At 70.7% G+C, this 23,336-nt stretch carries 20 protein-coding genes and 4 pseudogenes; 13 read left to right on the forward strand and 11 right to left on the reverse strand.

Annotation, left to right across the window (positions count from 1 at the left end):
• Positions 1–607, forward strand: a 607-nt coding sequence (locus AB0H83_RS02280; protein WP_360085452.1) for a methyltransferase domain-containing protein, incomplete at its 5' end; no start/stop codon positions are given.
• Positions 608–779: 172 nt separating this feature from the next.
• On the opposite strand, the gene AB0H83_RS02285 is transcribed toward AB0H83_RS02280, so the two are convergent.
• The 3 genes from AB0H83_RS02285 to AB0H83_RS02295 all read right to left on the reverse strand — a co-directional run bounded on the left by AB0H83_RS02285 (position 780) and on the right by AB0H83_RS02295 (position 3,312).
• Complete coding sequence (locus AB0H83_RS02285) at positions 780–1,766, reverse strand: NAD-dependent epimerase/dehydratase family protein (RefSeq protein WP_360085455.1); 987 nt, start codon at positions 1,764–1,766, stop codon at positions 780–782.
• Positions 1,767–1,776: 10 nt separating this feature from the next.
• Positions 1,777–2,415, reverse strand: coding sequence for a hypothetical protein (locus AB0H83_RS02290; RefSeq protein ID WP_360085458.1), 639 nt, complete (start codon positions 2,413–2,415; stop codon positions 1,777–1,779).
• 78 nt (positions 2,416–2,493) lie between these two features.
• The gene (locus tag AB0H83_RS02295) at positions 2,494–3,312 is read right to left on the reverse strand and encodes a hypothetical protein (protein ID WP_360085461.1); all 819 of its coding nucleotides are present in this window, start codon (positions 3,310–3,312) and stop codon (positions 2,494–2,496) included.
• Between the two features lie 66 nt (positions 3,313–3,378).
• Here AB0H83_RS02295 and AB0H83_RS02300 point away from each other — a divergent pair, with 66 nt between their 5' ends.
• Positions 3,379–3,546 carry a hypothetical protein gene (locus AB0H83_RS02300; protein ID WP_360085464.1) on the forward strand — a complete coding sequence of 56 codons (168 nt, stop codon included), beginning with the start codon at positions 3,379–3,381 and terminating at the stop codon, positions 3,544–3,546.
• 10 nt (positions 3,547–3,556) lie between these two features.
• On the opposite strand, the gene AB0H83_RS02305 is transcribed toward AB0H83_RS02300, so the two are convergent.
• From AB0H83_RS02305 to AB0H83_RS02340, 8 genes and pseudogenes are all read right to left on the reverse strand, one after another.
• Positions 3,557–4,264: a uracil-DNA glycosylase gene (locus tag AB0H83_RS02305; RefSeq protein ID WP_360085467.1), complete on the reverse strand. Its 708-nt coding sequence runs from the start codon at positions 4,262–4,264 to the stop codon at positions 3,557–3,559.
• 376 nt (positions 4,265–4,640) lie between these two features.
• Positions 4,641–4,775 carry a hypothetical protein gene (locus AB0H83_RS02310; RefSeq protein WP_360085470.1) on the reverse strand — a complete coding sequence of 45 codons (135 nt, stop codon included), beginning with the start codon at positions 4,773–4,775 and terminating at the stop codon, positions 4,641–4,643.
• 137 nt (positions 4,776–4,912) lie between these two features.
• Positions 4,913–5,102, reverse strand: a pseudogene (locus AB0H83_RS02315) (MBL fold metallo-hydrolase); the annotation flags it as partial.
• Positions 5,103–5,128: 26 nt separating this feature from the next.
• Positions 5,129–5,470, reverse strand: coding sequence for a type II toxin-antitoxin system PemK/MazF family toxin (locus AB0H83_RS02320; RefSeq protein ID WP_360085473.1), 342 nt, complete (start codon positions 5,468–5,470; stop codon positions 5,129–5,131).
• Entirely contained in the window at positions 5,467–5,742 is a 276-nt protein-coding gene (locus tag AB0H83_RS02325) for a hypothetical protein (RefSeq protein WP_360085476.1), read from the reverse strand. The genes AB0H83_RS02320 and AB0H83_RS02325 overlap by 4 nt, the downstream gene beginning before the upstream one ends.
• 450 nt (positions 5,743–6,192) lie before the next feature.
• Complete coding sequence (locus tag AB0H83_RS02330) at positions 6,193–6,786, reverse strand: MBL fold metallo-hydrolase (RefSeq protein ID WP_360085479.1); 594 nt, start codon at positions 6,784–6,786, stop codon at positions 6,193–6,195.
• Between the two features lie 85 nt (positions 6,787–6,871).
• Positions 6,872–7,573 carry a maleylpyruvate isomerase family mycothiol-dependent enzyme gene (locus AB0H83_RS02335; protein WP_360085482.1) on the reverse strand — a complete coding sequence of 234 codons (702 nt, stop codon included), beginning with the start codon at positions 7,571–7,573 and terminating at the stop codon, positions 6,872–6,874.
• Positions 7,574–7,609: 36 nt separating this feature from the next.
• Entirely contained in the window at positions 7,610–8,044 is a 435-nt protein-coding gene (locus tag AB0H83_RS02340) for a hypothetical protein (RefSeq protein ID WP_360085485.1), read from the reverse strand.
• 89 nt (positions 8,045–8,133) lie between these two features.
• Between AB0H83_RS02340 and rsgA the strand changes: the two genes are divergently transcribed.
• From rsgA to tpiA, 11 genes and pseudogenes are all read left to right on the forward strand, one after another.
• Positions 8,134–9,159, forward strand: coding sequence for a ribosome small subunit-dependent GTPase A (rsgA, locus tag AB0H83_RS02345; protein ID WP_360085488.1), 1,026 nt, complete (start codon positions 8,134–8,136; stop codon positions 9,157–9,159).
• A 150-nt stretch (positions 9,160–9,309) separates the two neighbouring features.
• Positions 9,310–12,267: pseudogene (uvrA, locus tag AB0H83_RS02350) on the forward strand (excinuclease ABC subunit UvrA); the annotation flags it as partial.
• A gap of 560 nt (positions 12,268–12,827) precedes the next feature.
• Positions 12,828–13,337, forward strand: coding sequence for a Rieske (2Fe-2S) protein (locus tag AB0H83_RS02355; protein WP_360085491.1), 510 nt, complete (start codon positions 12,828–12,830; stop codon positions 13,335–13,337).
• Between the two features lie 146 nt (positions 13,338–13,483).
• Positions 13,484–13,891, forward strand: coding sequence for a Rieske (2Fe-2S) protein (locus tag AB0H83_RS02360; RefSeq protein WP_360085494.1), 408 nt, complete (start codon positions 13,484–13,486; stop codon positions 13,889–13,891).
• 102 nt (positions 13,892–13,993) lie between these two features.
• Positions 13,994–15,916: pseudogene (uvrC, locus tag AB0H83_RS02365) on the forward strand (excinuclease ABC subunit UvrC); the annotation flags it as partial.
• A gap of 826 nt (positions 15,917–16,742) precedes the next feature.
• On the forward strand, positions 16,743–17,639 hold the full coding sequence (gene rapZ / locus AB0H83_RS02370; protein WP_360085497.1) for an RNase adapter RapZ: 897 nt from the start codon (positions 16,743–16,745) through the stop codon (positions 17,637–17,639).
• Between the two features lie 365 nt (positions 17,640–18,004).
• Positions 18,005–18,949, forward strand: a pseudogene (gene yvcK / locus AB0H83_RS02375) (uridine diphosphate-N-acetylglucosamine-binding protein YvcK); the annotation flags it as partial.
• A 7-nt stretch (positions 18,950–18,956) separates the two neighbouring features.
• Positions 18,957–19,937: a DNA-binding protein WhiA gene (gene whiA / locus AB0H83_RS02380; protein ID WP_033359740.1), complete on the forward strand. Its 981-nt coding sequence runs from the start codon at positions 18,957–18,959 to the stop codon at positions 19,935–19,937.
• 311 nt (positions 19,938–20,248) lie between these two features.
• A complete protein-coding gene (gene gap, locus AB0H83_RS02385) occupies positions 20,249–21,253 on the forward strand; it encodes a type I glyceraldehyde-3-phosphate dehydrogenase (RefSeq protein WP_360085502.1) in 1,005 nt (334 codons plus the stop codon).
• Complete coding sequence (locus tag AB0H83_RS02390) at positions 21,250–22,437, forward strand: phosphoglycerate kinase (protein WP_360085505.1); 1,188 nt, start codon at positions 21,250–21,252, stop codon at positions 22,435–22,437. Before gap ends, AB0H83_RS02390 begins: the two co-directional genes overlap by 4 nt.
• 3 nt (positions 22,438–22,440) lie before the next feature.
• Entirely contained in the window at positions 22,441–23,223 is a 783-nt protein-coding gene (tpiA, locus tag AB0H83_RS02395) for a triose-phosphate isomerase (RefSeq protein ID WP_360085508.1), read from the forward strand.
• Positions 23,224–23,336: the final 113 nt, after the last annotated feature.

Raw genomic sequence — 23,336 nt, forward strand, 5'->3', positions numbered from 1 at the left:
CCTGACCACGGGCGCCGTGCCCCTCGCCACGGGCTCTGCTGGGCAGACCGCGGCTGGCTCGACCGTCCGGTTCGTCGCCGGGGACGCCCGAGCGTTGCCGGTCTCGGACGCTGCCGTCGACGCGGTCGTCAGCGGCCTCGCCCTGAACTTCGTGCCGGGGCCTGCCGCGGCCGTGGCCGAGTTCGCCAGGGTCGTGGCGCCGGGTGGGGTCGTCGCCGCGTACGTCTGGGACTACGCCGACGGCATGACCATGATGCGCCACTTCTGGGACGCCGCGACCAGCCTCGACCCGGCCGCCGCCGCGCTCGACGAAGGCCGCCGGCACTCCATCTGCAGCACGGGCGCACTCAGCGACCTGTGGTCCGGCGCGGGCCTGTCCGACGTGGCAACCCGCCCGATCGACACGACCGCCGTCTTCACCGACTTCGACGACTACTGGTCTCCCTTCCTCGGCGGCACCGGCCCCGCCCCCACCTACGTCGCGGGCCTGCCCGCGGAGCACCGGGACGAACTGCGCGACCTGCTCCGCGCCCGCCTGCCGAAGACCACGGACGGGTCGATCCAGCTGCTCACCCGAGCCCTCGCGGTCCGCGGCACGGCAACCTGAACCGCCCGCCGCTGCCGCGCACCGCCAAGCAGCGCGGCCAGGCAGCACCGCCAAGCAACACCGCCAAGCAACACCGCCAAGCAACACCGCCGAGCAGCTCAGCCGAGCAGCTCAGCCAAACAGCTCAGCCAAACAGCTCAGCCAAGCCGCACCGCCGAGCAGCGACTGCCGTTCAGCGCGCGTGCCACTCGGCCAGAATGCGGGCCTCCTCCTCTGAGGACAGACGGGCCGGCGGCGGTGGCAGCGGATGCCGGAGCGCGTGCTCGTACGTCTCCCGCACCGTCTGCCGCAGCGGCCGCGGTAACAGCCCCGCCGCATACGCCGCAGCGGGGTCCGCCGCGTTCAGGTCGGCCTCCTTGTCGAAAGCGGACCACAGCGGCAGGCTGTCGCCGTCGAGCCCGCGCTCACCCAGGAACCCGGGGTCGACCCAGGTGAGCGTCGTCCCGGGCGGCCCGACCTCGGCGACCATCGCCTCCAGCAGCTCCTCGAACGAGAACGGCGGCGCCGGGCTCACCGCGTGGAACACCCCACCGGCGGGCCGGCCGAGCAGCTGGATCGTCCAGTCCGCCAGGTCCCGCGCGTCGATGACCTGGATTGCGGCGTCACGCGGACCGGGCGCGAGGATCTCCCCGCCGCGGGCGACCCGCTCGACCCAGAAGGTGAAACGGGAAAGGTGGTCGTGCGGGCCCACGACGTACGTCGGCCGCACGATCAGCGTCGACGTCCCGAAGCGGTCCGTGGCCACCCGCTCGCACGCCGCCTTCAGAGGCCCGTACGTCGCGTCGGTGACCTCCTCGACCGCCGGGTCGGCGAGCTCCTGCACCGGCGCGTCCTCGCCGAACCCCGGCCCGACCGGCGTGTCGTAGACCGACACGCTGGAGATGTACGCGAACCGCCCGCCCCGTCCGTCCAGCGCGTCGGCGAGGGCGTGGATCTGGCGCGGCACGTACCCGCTGACGTCGACGGTCGCGTCCCACTCGCCGGCGAGCAGCCCTTCCGGCAGCGCGTTGCGGTCGGCGAGCAGGTGTGTCGCCGACGGGAACAGCCCCGCCCCGGTCTGCCCCCGGTGCAGCAGGGTCACCGTATGCCCGGCCGTGAGGGCCGCCTCCGTGATGTGCCGCCCGACGAACTGCGTGCCACCGACGATGAGAATCCGCATGCGGCCAAGCCTAAGCGCTGAAAAACGCGCCTATCCGTTCCGTAAGGTCGTCCTCACGTACCGTCGCATCGAGCTTGATCGCCAGCAGCCCGAGGGCCTGTGCCTGTACCGTGAGCCTGTCGGTGAACATCTTGTCCCGCCGCAGCAGGTTGCGCAGCGCCGCGTCGGGGTCACTGGTCTGGCCTGCGATCTTCCACAACGAGCCCCGCCGCTCGAACGCCGCCCGGCGAAATTCCGGCGTGGGCAACAACCACACCGCGTGCTCAGGTCGCGTCAGCAGCGGATGTACCAGATCAGGCAGCAACCTGAACCCCTCCACGACCACCGTGGTGGTGCCCGGCAACGCGAGGAGGTCCTCCACGATCAGCCCGAAGCCCTCACCCCGATACCAGTGGAACGTCTCGAGCATCACCTCGGGTGGCCGCAGCAGCCACCGCTCGTCCATGTCCATCGCCCTGAACGCGCTCAGCAGTGGCGCGTCGGCCTCGGTGCTCCGCCGGCTGTGGTCACCCATGACGTCGTCGGTCGCGTACAGCCGCCAGCCCCGCTCCTCGGCCAGCCGCCGCGCGATGGTGGACTTCCCTCCGCCGCTGCCCCCGCCGATCCAACGGACGTGCCGCAGTCGCTCGCGTACCCCTGCCGCCTCCACTTCCGCAGTATCACCGCGGTCCTGCAGTTTTGTTGCGAGCCGCCGCCGGCCTGCAGGCACACCGGCGCCACACGTGCCTCAGTGGACGAATTCGTCGCCGAGGTCCTGGATCTTCTCGGCAGTAATGGCCCGCTGGAGCCACGTGACGAGCTGGGCCTCATCGGTGCATTCGGCGATGAGGGCGCGGTCTTCGTCGGAGACCGCGACGTTGCGAGCCTCGAGTACCAGCAGCAGGGCCGTGGCCTCGCCTTCGGCCTTTCCCTCTCTGAAGTACCGCAGGGCGAAATCGCTCTGGTACCGGTAGCTCGTGGTGGTCATCAGTGCCTCCAGGCAGTTCCGGGCTGCCGCCGGCAGCACGGCAAATACGAGGTCAGTGTACATCTTGGCGTGTTCATGATCGATGACGTCGAGGCCCGTGAGCAGGGCTTCGAAGACTGGTTGGGGGTCCGGCTCGCGGCCGTGAGCGAGGGCCGACAGGACCGCCAGCTCCGGGTTGCGCCGGGCGGTGGCGAGGTCGGTCACAACGGGCACCTGGTCCGGGCCGACGGTCACCGGCGTCACCACCGACGCCGGTGGACCGATCCTGATCGGCTTTGAAGACCAGCGGGCGACGGTCTGGGTGGGACACAGGACCAGCAGCACAACGGGGCAGTTCAGGCGTGCGTACAGCGTCGCCACGTACACGGGCCAGCTGAGCCGCTTGCGCACGTCGGCCTTGAGCTGGACCTCGACGACGACCGCCAGGACCGTCGCATCCCTGCGGCGCAGGGTCACCACCGCGTCGGCCCGGTACTCGGTGGGGGAAACGTCGGTGAACTCGCCGGGGGACGCCCGGGCCTCGTCGAATTCGGGCACCGTGACCTTCGGAGGACCGCCCAGGAGTTCGGCGGCCAGCACCGGTCTCTCCCGGAACATCTGGATGAGCATCTCGTGCAGCTGTGTCGGCATGATGCCGCAGTCATCATGCAGTCACCGGGTCGGCCGGTCCTGTTCGCGACGGAGCAGCCCAGCCTGCACTTCGCCTCGCTCGGCGTCCCGGAGATCGCCGCGGTCGGCGTCGAGCTCGATCGCAAGCTGGCGGCCCTGCTCGACGTGCTGCACCTGCCGGTGCCCGCGTACCTGACCGCGTGACCGTCCGGCGTCAGTGCCGCGGCATCGCCGGCGACCAGCGTACCGGCAGCGTCCCCACCGCGGTGAGGGCCGCGTTGATCCGGCTGAACGGCCGGCTGCCGAGGAACCCGGTCGGATTCATCGGGCTGGGGTGACCCGCGCGCAGCAGGACGTGCCGGTCGTTGGTCACCAGCGGCGCCTTGGCCTTCGCCGCCGCGCCCCACAGGACGAACACCACCCGCTCCGCCTTCGCGTTCAGCGCCCGGATCGTGGCGTCGGTGATGTTCTCCCAGCCGCGCCCCTTGTGCGAGTTCGAGGCACCGGCGCGGACCGTGAGCACCGCGTTGAGCAGCATGACCCCCTGCCGGCACCACGCGGTCAGGTCGCCGGACGGTGGCGGGTCGACGCCCAAGTCGTCGCGCATTTCCTGGTACACGTTGCGCAACGACGGCGGCGCCGGCACACCAGGCGGCACGCTGAAGCTCAGACCGTGCGCCTGCCCCGGCTTGATGTACGGGTCCTGTCCGAGGATGAGCACCCGCGTGCTCGCGAGCGGTGACAATCGGTACGCGGCGTAGATGTCCTGCTTACGCGGGTACACCGTGGCCGTCTTGTACTCCTCGACGACGAACGACGAGAGCGCCGCCACGATTGCGGGATCGACGAACGGCGTGACCGCCTCCCGCCAGTCGTCGGGCATGAAGTCCAGGAGGTACACCGGCTTCGTCGATGCGGTCATGGCCGCAATCTATCGCCCGCCCTCGAATCCGGGTCACCGAGCACTGGTCGCGGCGATGCGGCGAGCTCCAGCCTTTGCCGGTGCAGCCGGGGTCCCGACCGGCACACTTGTGATCTTGCCCGGTTGATCGAAGTCGCGTCGTGGTCGCCCGGATGGCCGCGATGCGACTTGGATCATGACGGTGGTCCGGCCGGTGGTCCGGCTGGCAGGACGGCGACCACCGGACGCCGTGCGTGTGAGGCTGCCGCGCGCCGGCGTAGGCAGTGCGAGCGGCGACGAGCATGGAGAGCTCCCGGGGTGGGAACCCGCGGCGCCGGCCGTGCCGAAGCTCGTGCTGTGGCCGGTGACGTTGGCTGGCTTTCGGTCGTACGCCGACTCACGCCACCACCGCATCAGCGGACGGCGCGACGGTGAGCGCGGCGGGGACGGCGGCAAGGGTCCGTTGGCCGGCTGAGGCCCGCCCCACCAGCACGGAGGGGGAGCCGCTCGCCGCGAGGAACCACACCACCATCAGTGGTCACAGCACTGGTACGCCTGGTGCCTGCAACACGTTGCAGGCACGGAATCTGAACGCAGCAATTGCGGAACTTCAGTTGTTCAGATGCGGAAATCGGGCCGAGCCCGGCACGTAGATACTCGCCGCGATATTCACCAGCCGCGAGCGCGCCACTCGGGGAGGAAGGGGCGCTCGGCGCCGAGGGTGGAATCCTTGCCGTGGCCCGGGTGGAACTCGGTCTCGTCGGGGAAACGGTCGAAGATCTTCGTCGACACGTCCGTTGATCAGCGACTCGAAGTTGGCCTTGTCGCCCCACGTGTTGCCCACTCCGCCAGGGAACAGCAGCGGCGCTTGACGGGAAACAGCCGTCACAGGTCGAGGAAGTAACGCATCACCTTACGAATCTCGGCCAGATCGTTGTTGCTCACTTGTCCCAAGCGGCGCTGGAGGCGAGCCGCGTCCACGGCACGCATGTCCTCGGGTCGCGCGAAACTGGCCTGCCGGAGCCCCGACTGTCCGCCGGAGATTCGCGGCTGTGTTACTAGCCCTCGATCGTGGCTGGTCAGCGGCACTACCACGATCATGTTGATCGGTAGCGCATGGAGCCCGTTCGAGGACACGACGACGACCGGACGGCGGCCACCCTGCTCGTGCCCCACGGTCGGATCGAGTTCGGCGAGCCAGATCTCCCCGGTGCGAACCGTGGTCACTCCCACCACCCGTCGGCGTCATCGTTGCTCAGCGTGTCCCGGTCCGTGCCTGCCTGCCACGACCGCGACTCGGCGCGATCCGCGGCCCACGCGTCCGGGTCCTCGTCACGGAGTCTCGTCAACTGCTCTTGGGCGCGGGCGAAGAACGCCTGCCGCTCAAGTGCTTCGGTCGCTTCGGCCAGCAGGGCGCCCATGGTGGTCCCTCGCTCATGCGCCAAGATGGCGAGCCGGTCGCGCACTTTGGAGTCGACCTTGATGGTCGTGGTGCTCATACCGTTCAGTCTACCCGGCAGTATACCAATGACGCCACCAGTCGGGGACGCGCAGCTCCGGTCGAAGTGCTTTCGACACGTTGGTGATGAGTGAGGTGAAGTTCGAGGCCGTCCGAGCGGACGGCCTACGCCGGGATGAGGTTCTGACGCAGCTCCGGCCGGGCGCCGTGTTGACGTTCCGATTGGTGGACGGCACGGCACAGTCGTCGCCCGCTCCGTCACACGAGGTGCTGGGCCCTCCGCAGGTCCTCTTGCAACACTTATCGACCAGGGTGATCTCGTGGTGGGGGAACGTCTGTACTGGCACCGGCCGCCGCCCTGGTGTTGCCGACCTGTACAGAGGAACGCGCCGTCGCGAGCGTTGACCAATAGTCGATCGGCGCCGGCTCCGCTGTGCTGGATGCTGCCGGGTGTGCCGTCGCGCAAGGCGAACCGATCCCAGCTGACGAGCTACCAGCCTCTGGCGCGCCATTCAGGCAGCGACGGCCGCTCCGCGCCCAGCGTCGAGTCCTTCCCGTGGCCCGGGTGGAACTGCGTCTCGTCCGGGAAGCGGTCGAAGAGCTTGGTCGACACGTCGTTGATCAGGGACTCGAAGTTGGCCTTGTCGCCCCAGGTGTTGCCCATTCCGCCGGGGAAGAGGGCGTCACCGGTCCAGAGGTGGCCGTCGTGATACAGGGCGATCGACCCCGGCGTGTGCCCGACCAGGTGGATCACGGTCAGCTCGCAGTCGCCCAGTGGCAGGGTGTCGCCGTCGGCAAGGGTGCCCGTGACGACGGGGATCTCCGGGGCGTCGGCGGCGTGGGCCAGTGACGCCGCGCCGGTGGCGGCCACCACCTCCTCCAGGGCCATCCAGTGATCCTGGTGCCGGTGCGTCGTCACCACGGTCGAGATGCCCTCGGGGGAGGAGTCGATCAGCTGGAGCAGCCGCTCGGCGTCGTTGGCGGCGTCGATCAGGAGGCCTTCGCCGGTGCCCGTGCACCGGAGCAGATAGGCATTGTTGTCCATCGGACCGACCGACAGCTTCGTGAACGTAATACCGCTCATGCCGTCACCTCCGCTTCGCTCCGGCGCCGGCCTGAGCCAAGGCTGCGTCCATGATTCGCGGCTCCTCCGCTCCGCTGCGGACCGCTCATTTCCACGCCTCCAGGCTGGGCAGCTCGCCGGTCGAGCTGGTGAGGCCGGTGCCCGTGCCGCGGCCGGTGAGCCAGGCGGCGAGCTGGTGCACGGGGCCGGTGACGGTGGGGGCATCGGCGACGGTCAGCAGCTTGGTGCCGTCGTCCGAGATCAGGGTCGCCGCGTGCGGGGTGGCGGGGTCGTGCAGGATGCGCAGCGAGAACGACGCGGGCCAGTCGGCCGGGCCGTAGCCCGCGTCGAGGTCGACGTGGTGCAGCTCGACCTCGCAGATGCGGGCCCAGACCACGCGGGCGGCCGGCACCGGGTCTGACGGCACGCCGCGGGTCATGCCCCACTGCACGAGCGCCGTCCAGCCCTCGGCGGGCATCGTGTCGATCGACTCGCGCAGCAGGTCGCAGGCGGTGACGAGGTCCGCGAGCTGCTCCTCGTGGGGGCGGGAGGCACCGGCGGCGATGCCCGCCTCGCGCGCCTCGGGGCTCGCGTACGCCGGGGTCCGCACCCCCGTGCGCGCCCAGCTCAGCAGGTTGCGGTACGCGTCGGCGTTGCGGGCGAGGTGGGTCACGACGTGCCCACGGGTCCAGCCCTCGCACCGCGAAGGTGCCACGAGGCCATTGCCGTCGAGGGTGCGGACCGTGTCGAGCAGGCGGGCAGTGGCGCGGTCAAGCTCCGCGCTGAGCACGAGCGGATCAGCCGTCACCGCTAAACCCTACCGCCGCCCACCGACAAAAAACCGTCAGCGCTGCCGGACCCCGACCGCCGGGGGCAGGTCGCCGATGGCCCAGTGCAGTTCGTCCTCCCAGTCGGCGACGCTGAGGTCGACGCGCTCGAAGCTCAGTCGCGCTCCGATGGGTTTGCCCAGGTAGCCGGCGTACAGGTCGTGCACGACCACGAGCCGCTGGCCGACCGCGGCGGCCGCCGGATCCGTGCCGGCGGCGCTGCGGACTTCGAGCCGACCGTAGACGCCCATGTCGGCGTCGGTGCCGCGCTCCTCCACGATGACGTCGAGGATCTCGTCCTCCGCGCCCACGTGGAAGCCGTACGACACGCCGCCGAACGTCAGCCAGAAGCGCATGAGCGAGTCGTCCTGGCCGGGTGAGACGTGCCACTGGACGTCGGCCCGGTCCAGGCGCAGTCCGACGGCGCTGGCCAGCACATGCGAGGGGAGCACGCACCCGACGATAACCCCGATATTCGGTTTCGCGGTGTGGACGCGCTACCTACCGTGGATTTCCGAACACGGGTTCGTAAAGGATGTTCATGATTATTGACCTGTCAGCCCTGGGCTGGGACGACGCCTACGCCGCGCTGTACTCCGGCCGGTTCCACCAACCCGGTCAGCGACCGGCGCGGGTGAGCCGGGTCGACCGGGGTGTGTGCACGGCGCTCGCGTCCGACGGCCCGTTGCGCGCGAGCCTGTCGGGCGGCCTGCTGGCGCGCGGCGCCGCGGATCCCGAGTCGCTGCCGTGCGCGGGGGACTGGCTCGTGGTGCGCACATGGCCGGACGGCCGGCTGACGGCCGAGGCGGTGCTGCCCAGACGCACCGCGATCGTGCGGGCCGTCGCGGGCGAGGAGTCCTTCGGGCAGGTCCTGGCCGCCAACGTCGACGCCGTCGCGGTCGTCGAGCCGGTCGACCCGTCGCCGGACCTCGGCCGTATCGAGCGACTCCTGGCGCTGGCGTGGGAGTCGGGGGCACGACCCGTGCTCGTCCTGACCAAATGTGACCTGGCCGCGGACCCGGAGGCCCTGGCCGGGCAGATGCCGGGCGGCGTGGAGGTCCATGCCGTCAGCGCACGCACCGGGATGGGGCTCGACGCGTTGCGGCCGCTCGTGGCGTACGGCAAGACGCTGGGCCTGCTCGGACAGTCCGGCGCCGGCAAGTCCAGCCTGGTCAATGCCCTCGCCGGGGCGCAGGTCATGCAGACACAGGCGTTGCGCGCCGACGGCCGGGGCCGGCACACCACCACATATCGGGCGCTGATCCCGATGCCGGGCGGCGGCGCGGTCCTCGACACGCCCGGGGTGCGGCTCGTCGGCATGTTCGACACCGTCGCCGGGCTCGACCGGGCCTTCGCCGATGTGACGCAGCTTGCGACGCTGTGCCGCTTCGACGACTGCCGGCACAACGAGGAGCCCGGTTGCGCGGTCCGTGACGCGGTCGAGGACGGCGAGCTCAGCCCCCGCAGGTTCGCGAGTTGGCAGAAACTGCAGAAAGAGCAGAAGCTTGCATCGGTACGGCGGCTGAAACGCGAGAGCCGCGACCGGCGACGGCTGGCACGCCCGTAGCGGAGGGTTCCCCCGTTCGGGTTCGGAAAATTGTCATACCCCCTGGCTAGAGTTGTCGGCTGGCACCGAGACGGTGCCCGAACCGGACAAAATCGCTGCTGCCGGACTCTTTGCCGCTGCTGGCGGACATATTCACTGCCAAGGGGAAGCATGTCGGATCGTCTGATCATCCGTGGCGCTCGGGAGCACAACCTCCGCGACGTCAGTCTCGACCTGCCACGCGACGCGATGATCGTGTTCACCGGGCTGTCCGGCTCGGGCAAGTCGAGCCTGGCGTTCGACACGATCTTCGCCGAGGGCCAGCGGCGTTACGTGGAATCGCTGTCGTCCTACGCGCGGCAGTTCCTCGGCCAGATGGACAAGCCCGACGTCGACTTCATCGAGGGTCTGTCGCCGGCGGTCTCCATCGACCAGAAGTCGACCTCGCGCAACCCGCGCTCGACGGTCGGCACGATCACCGAGGTCTACGACTACCTGCGTCTGCTGTATGCGCGCATCGGTGAGCCGCACTGCCCGGTCTGCGGCGAGCTGATCACGCGCCAGACGCCGCAGCAGATCGTCGACCGGGTCCTCGCGATGGAGGAGGGCACCCGCTTCCAGGTCCTCGCCCCGGTCGTGCGCGGCCGCAAGGGCGAATACCTCGACCTGTTCCAGGAGCTGCAGTCCAAGGGCTACGCCCGGGCCCGCATCGACGGCGTGGTGCACCCCCTCACCGAGCCGCCGAAGCTCAAGAAGCAGGAGAAGCACACGATCGAGGTGGTCGTCGACCGGCTCTCGGTGAAGGCCTCCTCCAAGCAGCGGCTCACCGACTCGGTCGAGACCGCCCTCAAGCTTGCCGCCGGCATCGTCATCCTCGAGTTCGTCGACCTGCCCGAGGGCGACGAGCACCGCGAGCGGCTCTTCTCCGAGCACCTCGCCTGCCCCAACGAGCACCCGCTGTCGATCGAGGACCTCGAGCCGCGGTCGTTCTCGTTCAACGCGCCCTACGGCGCCTGTCCCGACTGCACCGGTATCGGCACCAAGAAAGAGGTCGACCCGGAGCTGATCGTGCCCGACCCCGAGCAGACGCTGCGCGGCGGTGCGATCGCGCCCTGGGCCACCGGCCACACCCTGGAGTATTTCCTCCGCCTGCTCGAGGCCCTCGGCGCCGAGGAGGGCTTCGACCTGGACACCCCGTGGCGGGCGCTGTCCTCGCGGGCGCAGAAGGCGATCATGTACGGGTCGGACGACCAGGTCCACGTGCGCTACCGCAACAAGTACGGGCGCGAACGTTCCTACTACACCGGCTTCGAGGGCGTGGTGCAGTGGATCGAGCGCCGGCACGCCGACACCGAGAGCGACTGGTCCCGCGACAAGTACGAGGGATACATGCGCGACGTGCCGTGCGGCACCTGCGGCGGCAGCCGGCTCAAGCCGGAGATCCTCGCGGTCACCATCGCCGGGCACAGCATCGCCGACATCTGCAACCTGTCCGTCGGTGACTGCGCCGAGCTGCTGGGCGCGATGACCCTCACCGACCGGCAGAAGCTCATCGCCGAGCGGGTCCTCAAGGAGATCAACGCCCGGTTGCGGTTCCTCGTCGACGTCGGCCTCGACTACCTGTCCCTCGACCGCGCCTCGGGCACCCTGTCCGGCGGCGAGGCGCAGCGCATCCGGCTCGCCACGCAGATCGGCTCCGGCCTCGTCGGCGTGCTCTACGTGCTGGACGAGCCCAGCATCGGCCTGCACCAGCGCGACAACCACCGGCTGATCGAGACCCTGACCAGGCTCAAGCGCCTCGGCAACACGCTGATCGTGGTCGAGCACGACGAGGACACGATCCGCACCGCCGACTGGATCGTCGACATCGGCCCCGGCGCCGGCGAGCACGGCGGCCGGGTCGTGCACAGCGGGCCCTACGAGGAGCTGGTGACCGCCGAGGAGTCGGTGACCGGTGCGTATCTCTCCGGGCGGCGCAGCATCCCGACGCCGGAGATCCGCCGCCCCCGCACGCCGGGGCGCGAGCTGGTCGTCGTCGGCGCCCGCGAGCACAACCTGCAGAACCTGACGGTCCCGTTCCCGCTCGGCCAGTTCGTCGCGGTGACCGGCGTGTCCGGCTCCGGCAAGTCGACCCTGGTCAACGACATCCTGCACGCGGTGCTGGCCAACGTCGTCAACGGCGCCCGCCTGGTGCCCGGCCGGCACACCCGCATCTCCGGGCTCGAGCAGGTCGACAAGGTCGTCGGCGTCGACCAGTCGCCGATCGGCCGCACCCCGCGGTCCAACCCGGCGACCTATACCGGCGTGTTCGACAACGTCCGGAAGCTGTTCGCTGAGACCACCGAGGCCAAGGTCCGCGGCTACGGCCCGGGTCGCTTCTCGTTCAACGTCAAGGGCGGCCGCTGCGAGGCGTGCGCCGGCGACGGCACGATCAAGATCGAGATGAACTTCCTTCCTGACGTGTACGTCCCGTGCGAGGTCTGCAAGGGTGCCCGGTACAACCGCGAGACGCTTGAGGTGCACTACAAGGGCCGCACGATCGCGGAGATCCTCGACATGCCGATCGAGGAGGCCGCGAGCTTCTTCGAGGCGATCCCGGCGATCCACCGGCACCTGAAGACGCTCAACGACGTCGGCTTGGGCTACGTACGCCTCGGCCAGCCCGCCCCGACCCTGTCCGGCGGCGAGGCTCAGCGCGTCAAGCTCGCTTCGGAGCTGCAGAAACGTTCCACCGGGCGCACCGTGTACGTGCTGGACGAGCCCACCACGGGGCTGCACTTCGAGGACATCCGCAAGCTGCTGATCGTCCTGCAGAGCCTGGTCGACAAGGGCAACACCGTCATCGTCATCGAGCACAACCTCGACGTCATCAAGTCCGCGGACTGGATCATCGACATGGGTCCGGAGGGCGGCCACAAGGGCGGCACCGTCGTCGCCGTCGGCACGCCCGAGGAGGTCGCGGAGATCACCGAGAGCCACACCGGCCAGTTCCTGCGGCCGGTCCTGGGGTTCAAGGGCGCCGCCGGCGACGGCACGCCGCGCGACACCACGGCCCGCGACCGGGCGGCGAAGGCCAACGGTCCCGCCGCGGGGACGGCCCGTTCATCGTCGGCGCGCAGGTCAACGGCGCCGCGGACCCGCTCGACGGCGACCACGGTCGAGCCCGACGACCTGCCGCCCGCCGGCGAGCCGGCCGCGCCGCCGTCGCGCCGTACCGCGAAGGCCGCGAAGGCTGCGCCGGCCAAGAGCACCACGGCCCGGGCCGCGGCGGCGAAGGGTGCGGCCGGGGCGAAGGCGCTCCCGGCGGCGGCCCCCGCGAAGCGCGCTCCCGCCAAGAAGGCGGCAGCGAAGGGCTGATCCTCCCTCGGCGGTCGCCTCCGCACCGGTTGTCCGGTGCGGAGGGTGGTCGATGGCCGCCCGCCGGGTGTCGTCCGGTGCGGCGGCCGGTGGGTGCCTGGCCCGTGGGTGGTCTGCGGGCCGGTCCGCGCTGGTCGCGGCCGGTCCGCGCTCCTCGCGGCTGGTCCGCCGCGAGGAGCCGGCGGGCCGAGGGCGGCGGCCGGTGGGTGCCTGGCCCGTGGGTCCGCGCTGGTTGCGGCCGGTCCGCCGGGAGGGGGCGGCGGACCGAGGGGCGGCGAAGATCGTGCGCTGCTACGGTGGCCGCTGGCGAGGCCTGACCCCAGGAGGAAGACGTGCCAGTCGAGGACGTGTTCAACCCGTGCTCCGCCCGGCGGGCGCTGTTGCTGGGCGCCGGTGCGCTCGGTGTGGTGGTGCTGGCCGGCTGCGGCGACGATGAGCAGACCCCGTCGGCCGCCGGCAGCCAACCGGCGCCTTCGGCCGCGCCGAGCACGGCGGGCAACCCGTTCGACAACACCGCGCCCGCGGCCGGACCCAGCGACGCGGCCCCTCCGGCGGGTGCGCTCGTCGCGGTCAAGGAGGTCCCCGTAGGCGGCGGGGTGATCGCCAAGGACACCATCCTCGTGGTGCAGGCCAAGGAGGGGACGTTCAAGGCGTACCAGGCCGGCTGCCCCCACCAGGGCGTCCTCGTGGAACCTCCGACGCCCGGCGCGACGACGATCATGTGCCCGGGGCACAACTCGCACTTCAAGATCGCGGACGGCAGCCTGGCGCGCGGTCCGGCGACGCGTGGGCTGAGCGCGGTGCCGGTGAAGGTGCAGTCGGGGTATGTCGTGCAGGTCTGACTTGTCCTGAAAGGTCACGCGGAGGTAACGGATTATCAGAGTTTGTTGAGCATTGAACCGTACCCTCCATGATCTCTGTATTTCCTGGCGTAGCCAGCAGGCCAACGACCTTGGAGGAGCCTATGAGTGACACGACTCGCCGCGCGGTGCTCGCCGGCGCGGCCGGTATCACGGCCGCGACGGTGCTTGCTGCCTGTGGAGACGACAGTGACGACAACGGCGGCAGTGGTTCGACGGGGGACAAGAGCACCGGCGGTGCCGCCGCGGGCGTCCTGGCAACCAAGGCCGACATCCCCGTCGGCGGCGGCAAGATCTTCAAGGACGGCGGCGGTGTTGTCGTCACCCAACCGGAAGCCGGCCAGTTCAAGGCCTTCAGCTCGATCTGCACGCACCAGTCATGCGTCGTCACCGACGTCGCCGCCGGCGCGATCAACTGCAGGTGCCACGGCAGCGTGTTCTCCGCCGCCGACGGCTCGGTGAAGAACGGCCCGGCGACCAAGGCGCTGGCCGAGAAAGCGCTGAAGATCGACGGGGACAACATCTCCCTGGCGTAGTGCCCGGTGCCGGTGCGGCACGGGAGTTCGACACGGAACGGGGACGGCCGAGAGGGGGCGGCCGACCCCGTTTCTGTCGTACCCCCCGGATACGCTCGAAGCGTGCCAGATCCGTCCACGTATCGACCGGCGCCGGGGACCATTCCCGACACGCCGGGGGTCTACCGGTTCCGCGACCCGTCGGGTCGCGTCATCTACGTGGGCAAGGCCAAAAGCCTCCGGCAGCGGCTCAATTCCTACTTCGCCGACGTGTGGACCCTGCACGCCCGCACCCAGCAGATGGTCACCACCGCCGCGAAGGTCGACTGGGTCACCGTCGGCACCGAGGTCGAGGCGCTCCAGCTCGAATACAACTGGATCAAGGAGTATGACCCGCGGTTCAACGTCCGTTACCGCGACGACAAGAGCTACCCGTATCTGGCGGTGACCCTCGACGAGGCGTATCCGCGACTGCAGGTGATGCGCGGCGCCAAGCGCAAGGGCGTGCGCTACTTCGGCCCCTATGCGCACGCCTGGGCGATCCGCGAGACCCTCGACCTGCTGCTGCGGGTGTTCCCCGCGCGGACCTGCTCGTCCGGCGTGTTCAAGCGGGCCGGTCAGATCGGCCGCCCCTGCCTGCTGGGCTATATCGGCAAGTGCTCCGCGCCGTGCGTCGACCGGGTCAGCGAGGAGGAGCACCGGCGCATCGTCGAGGACTTCTGCGACTTCATGGCCGGCAAGACCGACACCATGGTCAAGCGGCTCGAGCGGGAGATGTATGCGGCGTCCGACGATCTCGACTTCGAGCGCGCCGCCCGCATCCGCGACGACCTCGGCGCGCTGCGCCGGGCGGTGGAGAAGCAGGCGGTCGTCCTCGGCGACGGCACCGACGCCGACGTGGTCGCCTTCGCCGACGACCCTCTGGAGGCGGCGGTCCAGGTGTTCCACGTGCGGGGCGGCCGGGTCCGCGGCCAGCGCGGCTGGGTCGTGGAGAAGACCGAGGACCTCGGCGCCGGCGACCTCGTCCACCACTTCTGCAGCCAGATCTACGGCGCCGAGGCCGGCACCGACCCCGCCGACCTGCCCAAGGAGCTGCTCGTCCCCGAGCTGCCCGCCGACGTCGACGCGCTCGCCGACTGGCTGAGCAAGCTGCGCGGCAGCCGGGTGGCGATCCGCGTGCCGCAGCGCGGCGACAAGAAGACCCTCGCCGAGACCGTCGCCCGTAACGCCGAGCAGGCCCTCCAGCAGCACAAGCTGCGCCGCGCCGGAGACCTCAGCACCCGCAGCAAGGCCCTGGAGGAGATCGCCGAGGCGCTCGGCATGCAGACCGCCCCGCTGCGCATCGAGTGCTACGACGTGTCCCAGATCCAGGGCACCGACGTCGTCGCCAGTATGGTCGTCTTCGAGGACGGCCTGTCCCGCAAGAGTGAGTACCGTCGCTTCGCGGTCAACGGCGCCACCGACGACGTGTCCGCGCTGTCGGAGGTGCTGCGCCGCCGGTTCGCCCGCTATCTCGACGCGAAGGTCGAGCTCGACGAGCTCACCACCGGCGACGGCGCGGACGACGCCGACCCGTCCCGCCCCGGCATCGATCCCACCACCGGCCGCCCCCGCAAGTTCGCCTACCCGCCCCAGCTCGTCGTCGTCGACGGCGGCCAGCCCCAGGTCAACGCCGCCGCCCAGGTCCTGCTCGACCTCGGCATCGACGACATCACCGTCTGCGGCCTCGCCAAGCGCCTCGAAGAGGTCTGGCTCCCCGACGACGAGTTCCCGGTGATCCTGCCCCGCGCCTCCGAGGGCCTCTACCTGCTGCAGCGCGCCCGTGACGAGGCCCACCGGTTCGCCATCACCTACCACCGCCAGAAGCGCTCCAAGCGGATGACCGCCTCCACGCTGGACAACGTGCCCGGCCTCGGCGAGATCCGCCGCAAGGCGCTGCTGCGCCATTTCGGCTCGCTGAAGCGGCTCAAGGCCGCCAGCGTCGAGGAGATCGCGGAGGTTCCGGGCATCGGCCGCCGCACCGCCGACGCGATCCTGGCCGCGCTCAACGGCCCGCCCGCCACACCGCCGACCGCCCCGGGGGCCGCCACACCGCCGACCGCCCCGGGGGCCGCCACACCGCCGACCGCCCCGGGGGCCGCCACACCGCCGACCGTCCCGGGGACCGCCCCGGCACCCGCTGCGCCGGAGACCGCAACACCGCCGACCGCCCCGGCTCCCGCTGGCGCGTCGAAGGTCGGGGCGTCGAAGGTCGGGGCGTCGAGGGCCGGGGCATCAAAGGCCGGGGCGTCGAAGGCCGGGGCGTCGAAGGCCGGGGCGTCACGAGCCGGGGCGTCGAAGGTCGGGGCTTTGGGTGAGGCGTCTGCGGCTGCGGCGTCGCGCGGTACCGCCGCTGCTGTGTCAGGGGTTCCGGAGCCCGAGGACCGTGCCGGCCGTGAAGACCCGGCATTGTCCGAGCAGGTCGTCGAGCAGGTGTTCAAGGTGCCGGTGGCGCGCACCGACGACCCCGACGACGTTTCGGTCGCCGTGATCGGGCTGCTGACGGAGGAAGCCGAGCTCAGCGAACTGCCGCCGGGCCGCGCCGAGTTCACGGGACTGGTGCCGGGTCGCGCCGAGCTCGGCGAACCGCTGTCGGACCTCGCTGAGCTGACCGACCTGGTGCCGGGCCGCCTCGAGCTCGGCGCACCGCTGCCGGATCTCGCCCAGCCGATCATCGCCATCGAGGCCAGTTCCATGGGCGGCGCCAGCCCCGACCGAGCGGCGGCGCAGGAGGTTTCCGCCGCGGTGCCGGACGCAGCTGTGGGAAACCCTGAAAAGGTACAAATCGACCGAGCTGCCAGGTCGGCGGACGGCACGACATAAACTCGTCGGCGTGGTGAGCGAAGAAGCGCCGGCAGCGCCCGACCGCACGGAGACCGACCTGGTCATCGTGACGGGGGTCTCCGGCGGTGGGCGCAGCACGGTCGCCCGGGCGCTGGAGAACGTCGGGTACTACGTCGTGGACAACCTGCCGCAGGCGTTGCTGCTCGACATGGCCGAGCTGGCGTATGCGGCGAGGGGAGCGGCGCGGCGGACCGCGATGGTGCTGGACGTGCGCAGCCACGCGTTCTCCACCGACCTGCCGGGCGCGGTGAAGTCGCTGCGGGAGCGGGGGTTCAAGCCGCGGATGGTGTTCGTCGACGCCGATGACGAGGTGCTGATCCGGCGGTTCGAGAGTGTGCGCCGCTCGCACCCGCTGCAGGGCGGCGGCCGGCTCTCCGACGGCATCGCCGCCGAGCGCAAGCTGCTGCAGGAGGCCCGCGAGCAGGCCGACGTGCTCATCGACACCAGCCACCTCAACGTCAACCAGCTCCGCGGGCGCATCGAGGAGATGTTCGGCGAGGAGGACACGACCCAGATCAGGGTCACGGTGCTGTCGTTCGGGTTCAAGTACGGCCTCCCGCCCGACGCCGACTTCGTCCTCGACGCGAGGTTCCTGCCGAATCCGTACTGGGTGCCCGAGCTGCGTGAGCACACCGGCCGGGAGACCGACGTCAGCCGGTACGTGCTGGGCCAGCGCGGGGCGGTCACGTTCGTGGAGACGTACGCCAGGCTGATCAACGCCACGGCGCCCGGGTTCGAGCGGGAGGGGAAGCGGTACCTCACGATCGCGGTCGGCTGCACCGGCGGCAAGCACCGCAGCGTGGCGATCGCCGAGGAGCTCGCCCGCCGCCTGCGCGAGATGCGGCTCGCCGCCGCGCCGCAGCACCGCGACCTGGGGCGCGAATGAGCGTTGCGCGGCGCCGCGAGAACGGCGCGGCAGACGACCACAGCCCAGCCGCCGGCAACAGCGCGGCAGACGGCCACGGCCCGGCAGGCGGCCACGGCCCGGCAGGCGGCCACGGCCCGGCAGGCGGCCACGGCCCGGCAGGCGGCCACGGCCCGGCAGGCGGCCACGGCCCGGCGGCAGCCGGCCACAGCACGCCGAATGGAAGCCGCCCGGCAGCCGCCACCAACGCGCCGGATGGAAGCGTCGCGCCCCAGAGCGGCAGCACGCCACAGAGCGGCAGCGCGCTACAGAGCGGCAGCACGCTACAGAGCGGCAGCACGCCACAGAACGGCGTCGCGCCACAGAACGGCAGCGCAGGCCGGCCGGTCAGGGTCGTCGCGTTCGGCGGCGGTCACGGCCTCTCCGCGTCCTTGCGCGCCCTGCGCCGCATCCACCGCGACACCCCCCTCGACATCACGGCGGTCGTCACCGTCGCCGACGACGGCGGCTCCAGCGGCCGGCTGCGTGCCACCCGCGACATCCTGCCGCCCGGCGACCTGCGCCAGGCCCTCGCCGCGCTCGCCGACGAGGAGGCGATCGCCGAGGTGTTCCAGCACCGGTTCACCGGCACCGACGACCTGGCCGGGCACCCGGTCGGCAACCTCGTCCTGTGCGCGCTGATGGAGCTGGCCGGGGACCCGGTCCTCGCGCTGGACCAGGCGGCGGAGATGCTGCGCTGCGACGGGCGGGTGCTGCCCATGTCGCGCCAGCCGCTGCACATCGAGGCGGATCTGTCCGAGGGTGGTGAGACCGTCACGGTACGCGGTCAGCACGCCGTCGCCGTCACGTCGAAGACGATCGACCGGGTCCGGCTGGTGCCAATTGCACCCGAGGCGTGCGCCGAGGCGGTACGGGCGACCAGGGACGCCGACTGGCTGCTGTTCGGGCCGGGGTCGTGGTTCACCAGCGTGATCCCGCACCTGCTGGTGCCGGAACTGGCCGCAGCGATCTCCATGACTGCGGCAAAGCGGCTGGTCACGCTGAACCTCGCGGCCGACAGCGAAACGGCTGGATTGACCCTGCCGGAACACCTTGCCGCCCTGCGTCGTTACCTACCTGGGTTACACGTCGATGTAGTTCTTGCGGACGGGAAAGCCGTAGGCGACCCCGAACCGGTCCATCGTGCGGCAGAATCGCTGGGTGCCCGTCTGGTGCTCGCGCCGGTGGCCGTCGCGGACGGGGCACCACTGCACGACCCGCACGCGCTGGCCACAGCCTTGGAACCACTGCTGAGCAGCGCACCGACAGTTCGATTGAGCCCCGCGAGGTGACGACAGAATGGCGATGACCGCTGCGGTCAAGGACGAGCTGAGCAGGGTGGACGTAGCCAAACCCTGCTGCCGGCGCGCCGAGATGGCCGCGCTGCTCCGCTTCGCGGGCGGGTTGCACATCGTCTCCGGCCGGGTGGTCGTCGAGGCCGAGCTCGACACCAACGCGGCGGCCCGCCGGCTGCGCCGTGAGGTTTCCGAGGTGTACGGGTATCAGAGCGAGATCCACGTGCTCGCCTCCGGTGGGCTGCGCAAGGCCAGCCACTTCATCGTCCGGGTGGTCAAGGACGGCGAGGCGCTCGCCCGGCAGACCGGCCTGCTCGACGTGCGCGGCCGGCCGGTGCGCGGGCTCCCGCCGCACGTCGTGTCGGCCAACATGTGCTGCGCCGTCGCGGCGTGGCGTGGCGCGTTCCTGGCGCACGGCTCGCTGACCGAGCCGGGCCGCAGCTGCGCGCTGGAGATCACCTGCCCCGGGCCGGAGGCCGCGCTGGCGCTCGTCGGTGCCGCCCGGCGCATCGGTATCACCGCGAAGGCCCGCGAGGTGCGCGGCGTCGACCGGGTGGTGGTCAAGGACGGCGACGCGATCGCCGCGCTGCTCACCCGCATCGGGGCCCACCAGAGCGTGCTGACCTGGGAGGAGCGCCGGGTCCGCCGCGAGGTCAGGGCCACCGCCAACCGGCTGGCCAACTTCGACGACGCCAACCTGCGCCGCTCCGCCCGCGCCGCCGTCGCCGCCGCCGCCCGGGTGGCCCGCGCGATGGAGATCCTCGCCGACAACGCCCCCGAGCACCTGTTCAGCGCCGGTACGTTGCGCCTGGAGCACCGGCAGGCGTCCCTGGAGGAGCTCGGCGCTCTCGCCGACCCGCCGCTGACGAAGGACGCGATCGCCGGTCGTATAAGGCGCCTGCTGGCCCTGGCCGACAAGCGCGCCCGCGACCTCGGCATCCCCGACACGGAGTCCGCCGTGACGCCGGAGATGCTGGTCAGCTGAGGTTCTGACACTACCCGCCCCGCCGGGCCGGGCCGCCACGGACGGACCTGCGACGGGGCTCGTGGGACCCGTGGGGCCGGTGGGGACATTGAAACGACGCTGTGTGCTCAGACACCCCCGCGAGAGTTCGATGCCGTGCAGGCGATAGGGTTTTCCTGTTCGGCGACGACGCCGTCCGTATGCCGCTCCATGCGGCCGCTCCCCGCTCATGGGCCTCAGCGATCAGGCCCCCGACCGGGCGAGCCATGATCACTCACGGGCGACCGGCATCGGCAACGGCCGGCCGCGACGAGGCGAGGAGATGTGTCGAAGTGACCATCCGGGTTGGCATCAACGGCTTCGGCCGCATCGGCCGCAACTTCTTCCGTGCTGCGCTGGCCAAGGGCGCTGACATCGAGGTTGTGGGCGTCAATGACCTCACCGACAACGCGACGCTGGCGCACCTGCTCAAGTACGACAGCATCCTGGGCCGCCTGCCCTACGAGGTGAAGGCGACCTCCGACGAGATCACGGTCAACGGCAAGACGTTCAAGGCGCTCGCCGAGCGCGACCCGTCGAAGCTGCCGTGGGGCGACCTGGGCGCCGACGTCGTCATCGAGTCGACCGGCATCTTCACCGACGCGGAGAAGGCCAAGGTCCACGTCGGCGCGGGCGCCAAGAAGGTCATCATCTCGGCGCCGGCCAAGGGCGAGGACTTCACGGTCGTCCTGGGCGTCAACGAGGACAAGTACGACGCGGCGAACCACACGATCATCTCCAACGCGTCGTGCACCACGAACTGCCTCGCGCCGATGGCCAAGGTCATCAACGACACGTTCGGCATCGAGCGTGGCCTCATGACCACGATCCACGCGTACACGCAGGACCAGAACCTGCAGGACGCCCCGCACAAGGACCTGCGTCGCGCCCGCGCTGCCGCTCTGAACATCGTGCCGACGTCGACCGGCGCCGCGAAGGCCATCGGCATCGTGCTGCCGGAGCTCAAGGGCAAGCTCGACGGCTACGCGCTGCGCGTGCCGATCCCGACCGGCTCCGCCACCGACCTGACCGTCACGGTCGGCCGCGAGACCACGGTCGACGAGGTCAACGCCGCGGTCAAGGCCGCCGCCGAGGGCCCGCTCAAGGGCATCCTGACCTACACCGAGGACCCGATCGTCTCCAGCGACATCGTGACCGACCCGGCGTCGTGCATCTTCGACGCGGGCCTCACCAAGGTCATCGGCAACCAGGTGAAGGTCGTCGGCTGGTACGACAACGAGTGGGGCTACAGCAACCGCCTCGTCGACCTCGTCACGCTGGTCGGCACCGGCCTGTGAAGACGCTCGACGACCTCCTGAGCGAGGGCGTCGCGGGTCGGCGCGTGCTGCTGCGCGCCGACCTGAACGTCCCGCTCGACGGGGAGAAGATCACCGACGACGGGCGCATCCGGGCGGTCCTGCCGACGCTCAACGCGTTGCGTGAGGCCGGCGCGCGGGTCACCCTCGTGTCGCACCTGGGCCGCCCGAAGGGCGAGCCCGACCCGAAGTACACGCTGCAGCCGGTCGCCACCAGGCTCGGCGAGCTGCTGGGCAAGCCGGTCGCGTTCGCCACCGACACGGTGGGGGAGTCGGCCCAGGCGGCCGTCTCCGGCCTCGGCGACGGTGATGTGGCACTGCTGGAGAACCTGCGCTTCAACAAGGGTGAGACCAGCAAGGACGAGGCCGAGCGGGGTGCGTTCGCCGCCCAGCTCGCCGCGTTCGCCGACGTCTACGTCGACGACGCGTTCGGTGCGGTGCACCGCAAGCACGCCAGCGTGTTCGACGTCGCGGCGCTGCTCCCGCGGTACACCGGCGGCCTGGTCCAGCGCGAGCTCGACGTGCTGTCCAAGCTCACCGGCGACCCTGAGCGGCCGTATGTGGTGATCCTCGGCGGCTCGAAGGTCTCCGACAAGCTGGCCGTCATCGAGGCGCTGCTGCCGAAGGTCGACAAGCTGCTCATCGGCGGCGGCATGTGCTTCACCTTCCTCAAGGCCCAGGGCCACGAGGTCGGCAAGAGCCTGCTGCAGGACGAGATGGTCGCCACCTGCGCCGACCTGCTCGCCCGAGGCGGCGACAAGATCGTGCTGCCGGTCGACGTGGTGACCGCGGACAAGTTCGCGGCCGACGCGAAGACCCAGGTCGTCGCCGCCGGCGCGATCCCGGCCGACGAGCTCGGCCTGGACATCGGCCCGGAGTCGGTGGCGCTGTTCGCGCAGGCCGTCGAGTCCGCGAAGACCGTGTTCTGGAACGGGCCGATGGGCGTGTTCGAGCTGGCGCCGTTCGCGGCCGGCACGCGCGGCGTCGCCGAGGCGATCACCAAGATCGACGGCTTCAGCGTCGTCGGTGGCGGTGACTCGGCCGCGGCCGTGCGCGCGCTCGGCATCCCCGAGGACGGGTTCAGCCACATCTCGACCGGTGGTGGCGCGTCCCTGGAGTACCTCGAGGGCAAGGCGCTGCCCGGCATCACGGCACTGGAGGGCTGAGCGATGGCAGAGGCAACCGGACGCAGGCCACTCATGGCCGGCAACTGGAAGATGAACCTCAACCACCTCGAGGCCATCGCCCTGGTGCAGAAGCTGGCGTTCAGCCTCAACGAGCAGCAGCTCAACGACGTCGAGGTGGTCGTGCTGCCACCGTTCGTCGACATCCGCAGCGTGCAGACGCTGGTCGACGGCGACAAGCTGCTCATCGGCTACGGCGCGCAGGACCTGTCGCAGCACGCCTCCGGCGCGTACACGGGCGAGATCTCCGGAGCGATGCTGGCGAAGCTCGGCTGCCAGTACGTCGTCGTCGGGCACTCCGAGCGCCGCCAGTACCACGGCGAGGACGACGCACTCGTCAACGCCAAGGTGAAGGCGGCCCTGGCCAACGGCATCGCCCCGATCCTGTGTGTCGGGGAGGGCCTGGCGGTCCGGGAGGCCGGCGAGCACGTGGGCTACACGCTTGCGCAGCTCGACGCCGCGCTCGAGAAGATCAAGACCGACGAGGTCGAGAAGATCGTCGTGGCGTACGAGCCGGTGTGGGCCATCGGGACCGGCAAGGTCGCGACCCCGCAGGACGCGCAGGAGGTCATCGGCGCGATCCGGACCCGCCTGGCGGAGAAGTACACCGGCGGCACCGCCGACCGCGTGCGCATCCTCTACGGCGGCTCGGTCAAGCACGACAACGTCGCCTCGATCATCGAGCAGCCCGACATCGACGGTGCGCTCGTCGGTGGCGCCAGCATCGACGCGGAGGGCTTCGTCCGCATCTGCCGTCTCGGGAAGTAACTGCTTCGACAACGCAGCGTCGCGCGGTCCGGTTCCGGGCCACGCCGTCCTCGCTCAACTCTGTTGAGGTGAAGAACTCGAGTCGCCGTATGCCAAGTGTGCGTAGCTCGTCA

Origin of the sequence: Dactylosporangium sp. NPDC050688 (genome assembly GCF_040654515.1) — a bacterium.
Lineage (GTDB): Bacteria > Actinomycetota > Actinomycetes > Mycobacteriales > Micromonosporaceae > Dactylosporangium.

Coding starts and splice junctions, on each gene's coding strand:
- AB0H83_RS02330 (WP_360085479.1), bottom strand. CDS start 6,786: ATGAGCGGTATTACGTTCACGAAGCTGTCGGTCGGTCCGATGGACAAC.
- AB0H83_RS02325 (WP_360085476.1), bottom strand. CDS start 5,742: ATGAGCACCACGACCATCAAGGTCGACTCCAAAGTGCGCGACCGGCTC.
- AB0H83_RS02310 (WP_360085470.1), bottom strand. CDS start 4,775: ATGGTGGTGTGGTTCCTCGCGGCGAGCGGCTCCCCCTCCGTGCTGGTG.
- AB0H83_RS02305 (WP_360085467.1), bottom strand. CDS start 4,264: ATGACCGCATCGACGAAGCCGGTGTACCTCCTGGACTTCATGCCCGAC.
- AB0H83_RS02300 (WP_360085464.1), top strand. CDS start 3,379: ATGCAGTCACCGGGTCGGCCGGTCCTGTTCGCGACGGAGCAGCCCAGC.
- AB0H83_RS02285 (WP_360085455.1), bottom strand. CDS start 1,766: ATGCGGATTCTCATCGTCGGTGGCACGCAGTTCGTCGGGCGGCACATC.
- tpiA (WP_360085508.1), top strand. CDS start 22,441: ATGGCAGAGGCAACCGGACGCAGGCCACTCATGGCCGGCAACTGGAAG.
- whiA (WP_033359740.1), top strand. CDS start 18,957: ATGGCGATGACCGCTGCGGTCAAGGACGAGCTGAGCAGGGTGGACGTA.
- rsgA (WP_360085488.1), top strand. CDS start 8,134: ATGATTATTGACCTGTCAGCCCTGGGCTGGGACGACGCCTACGCCGCG.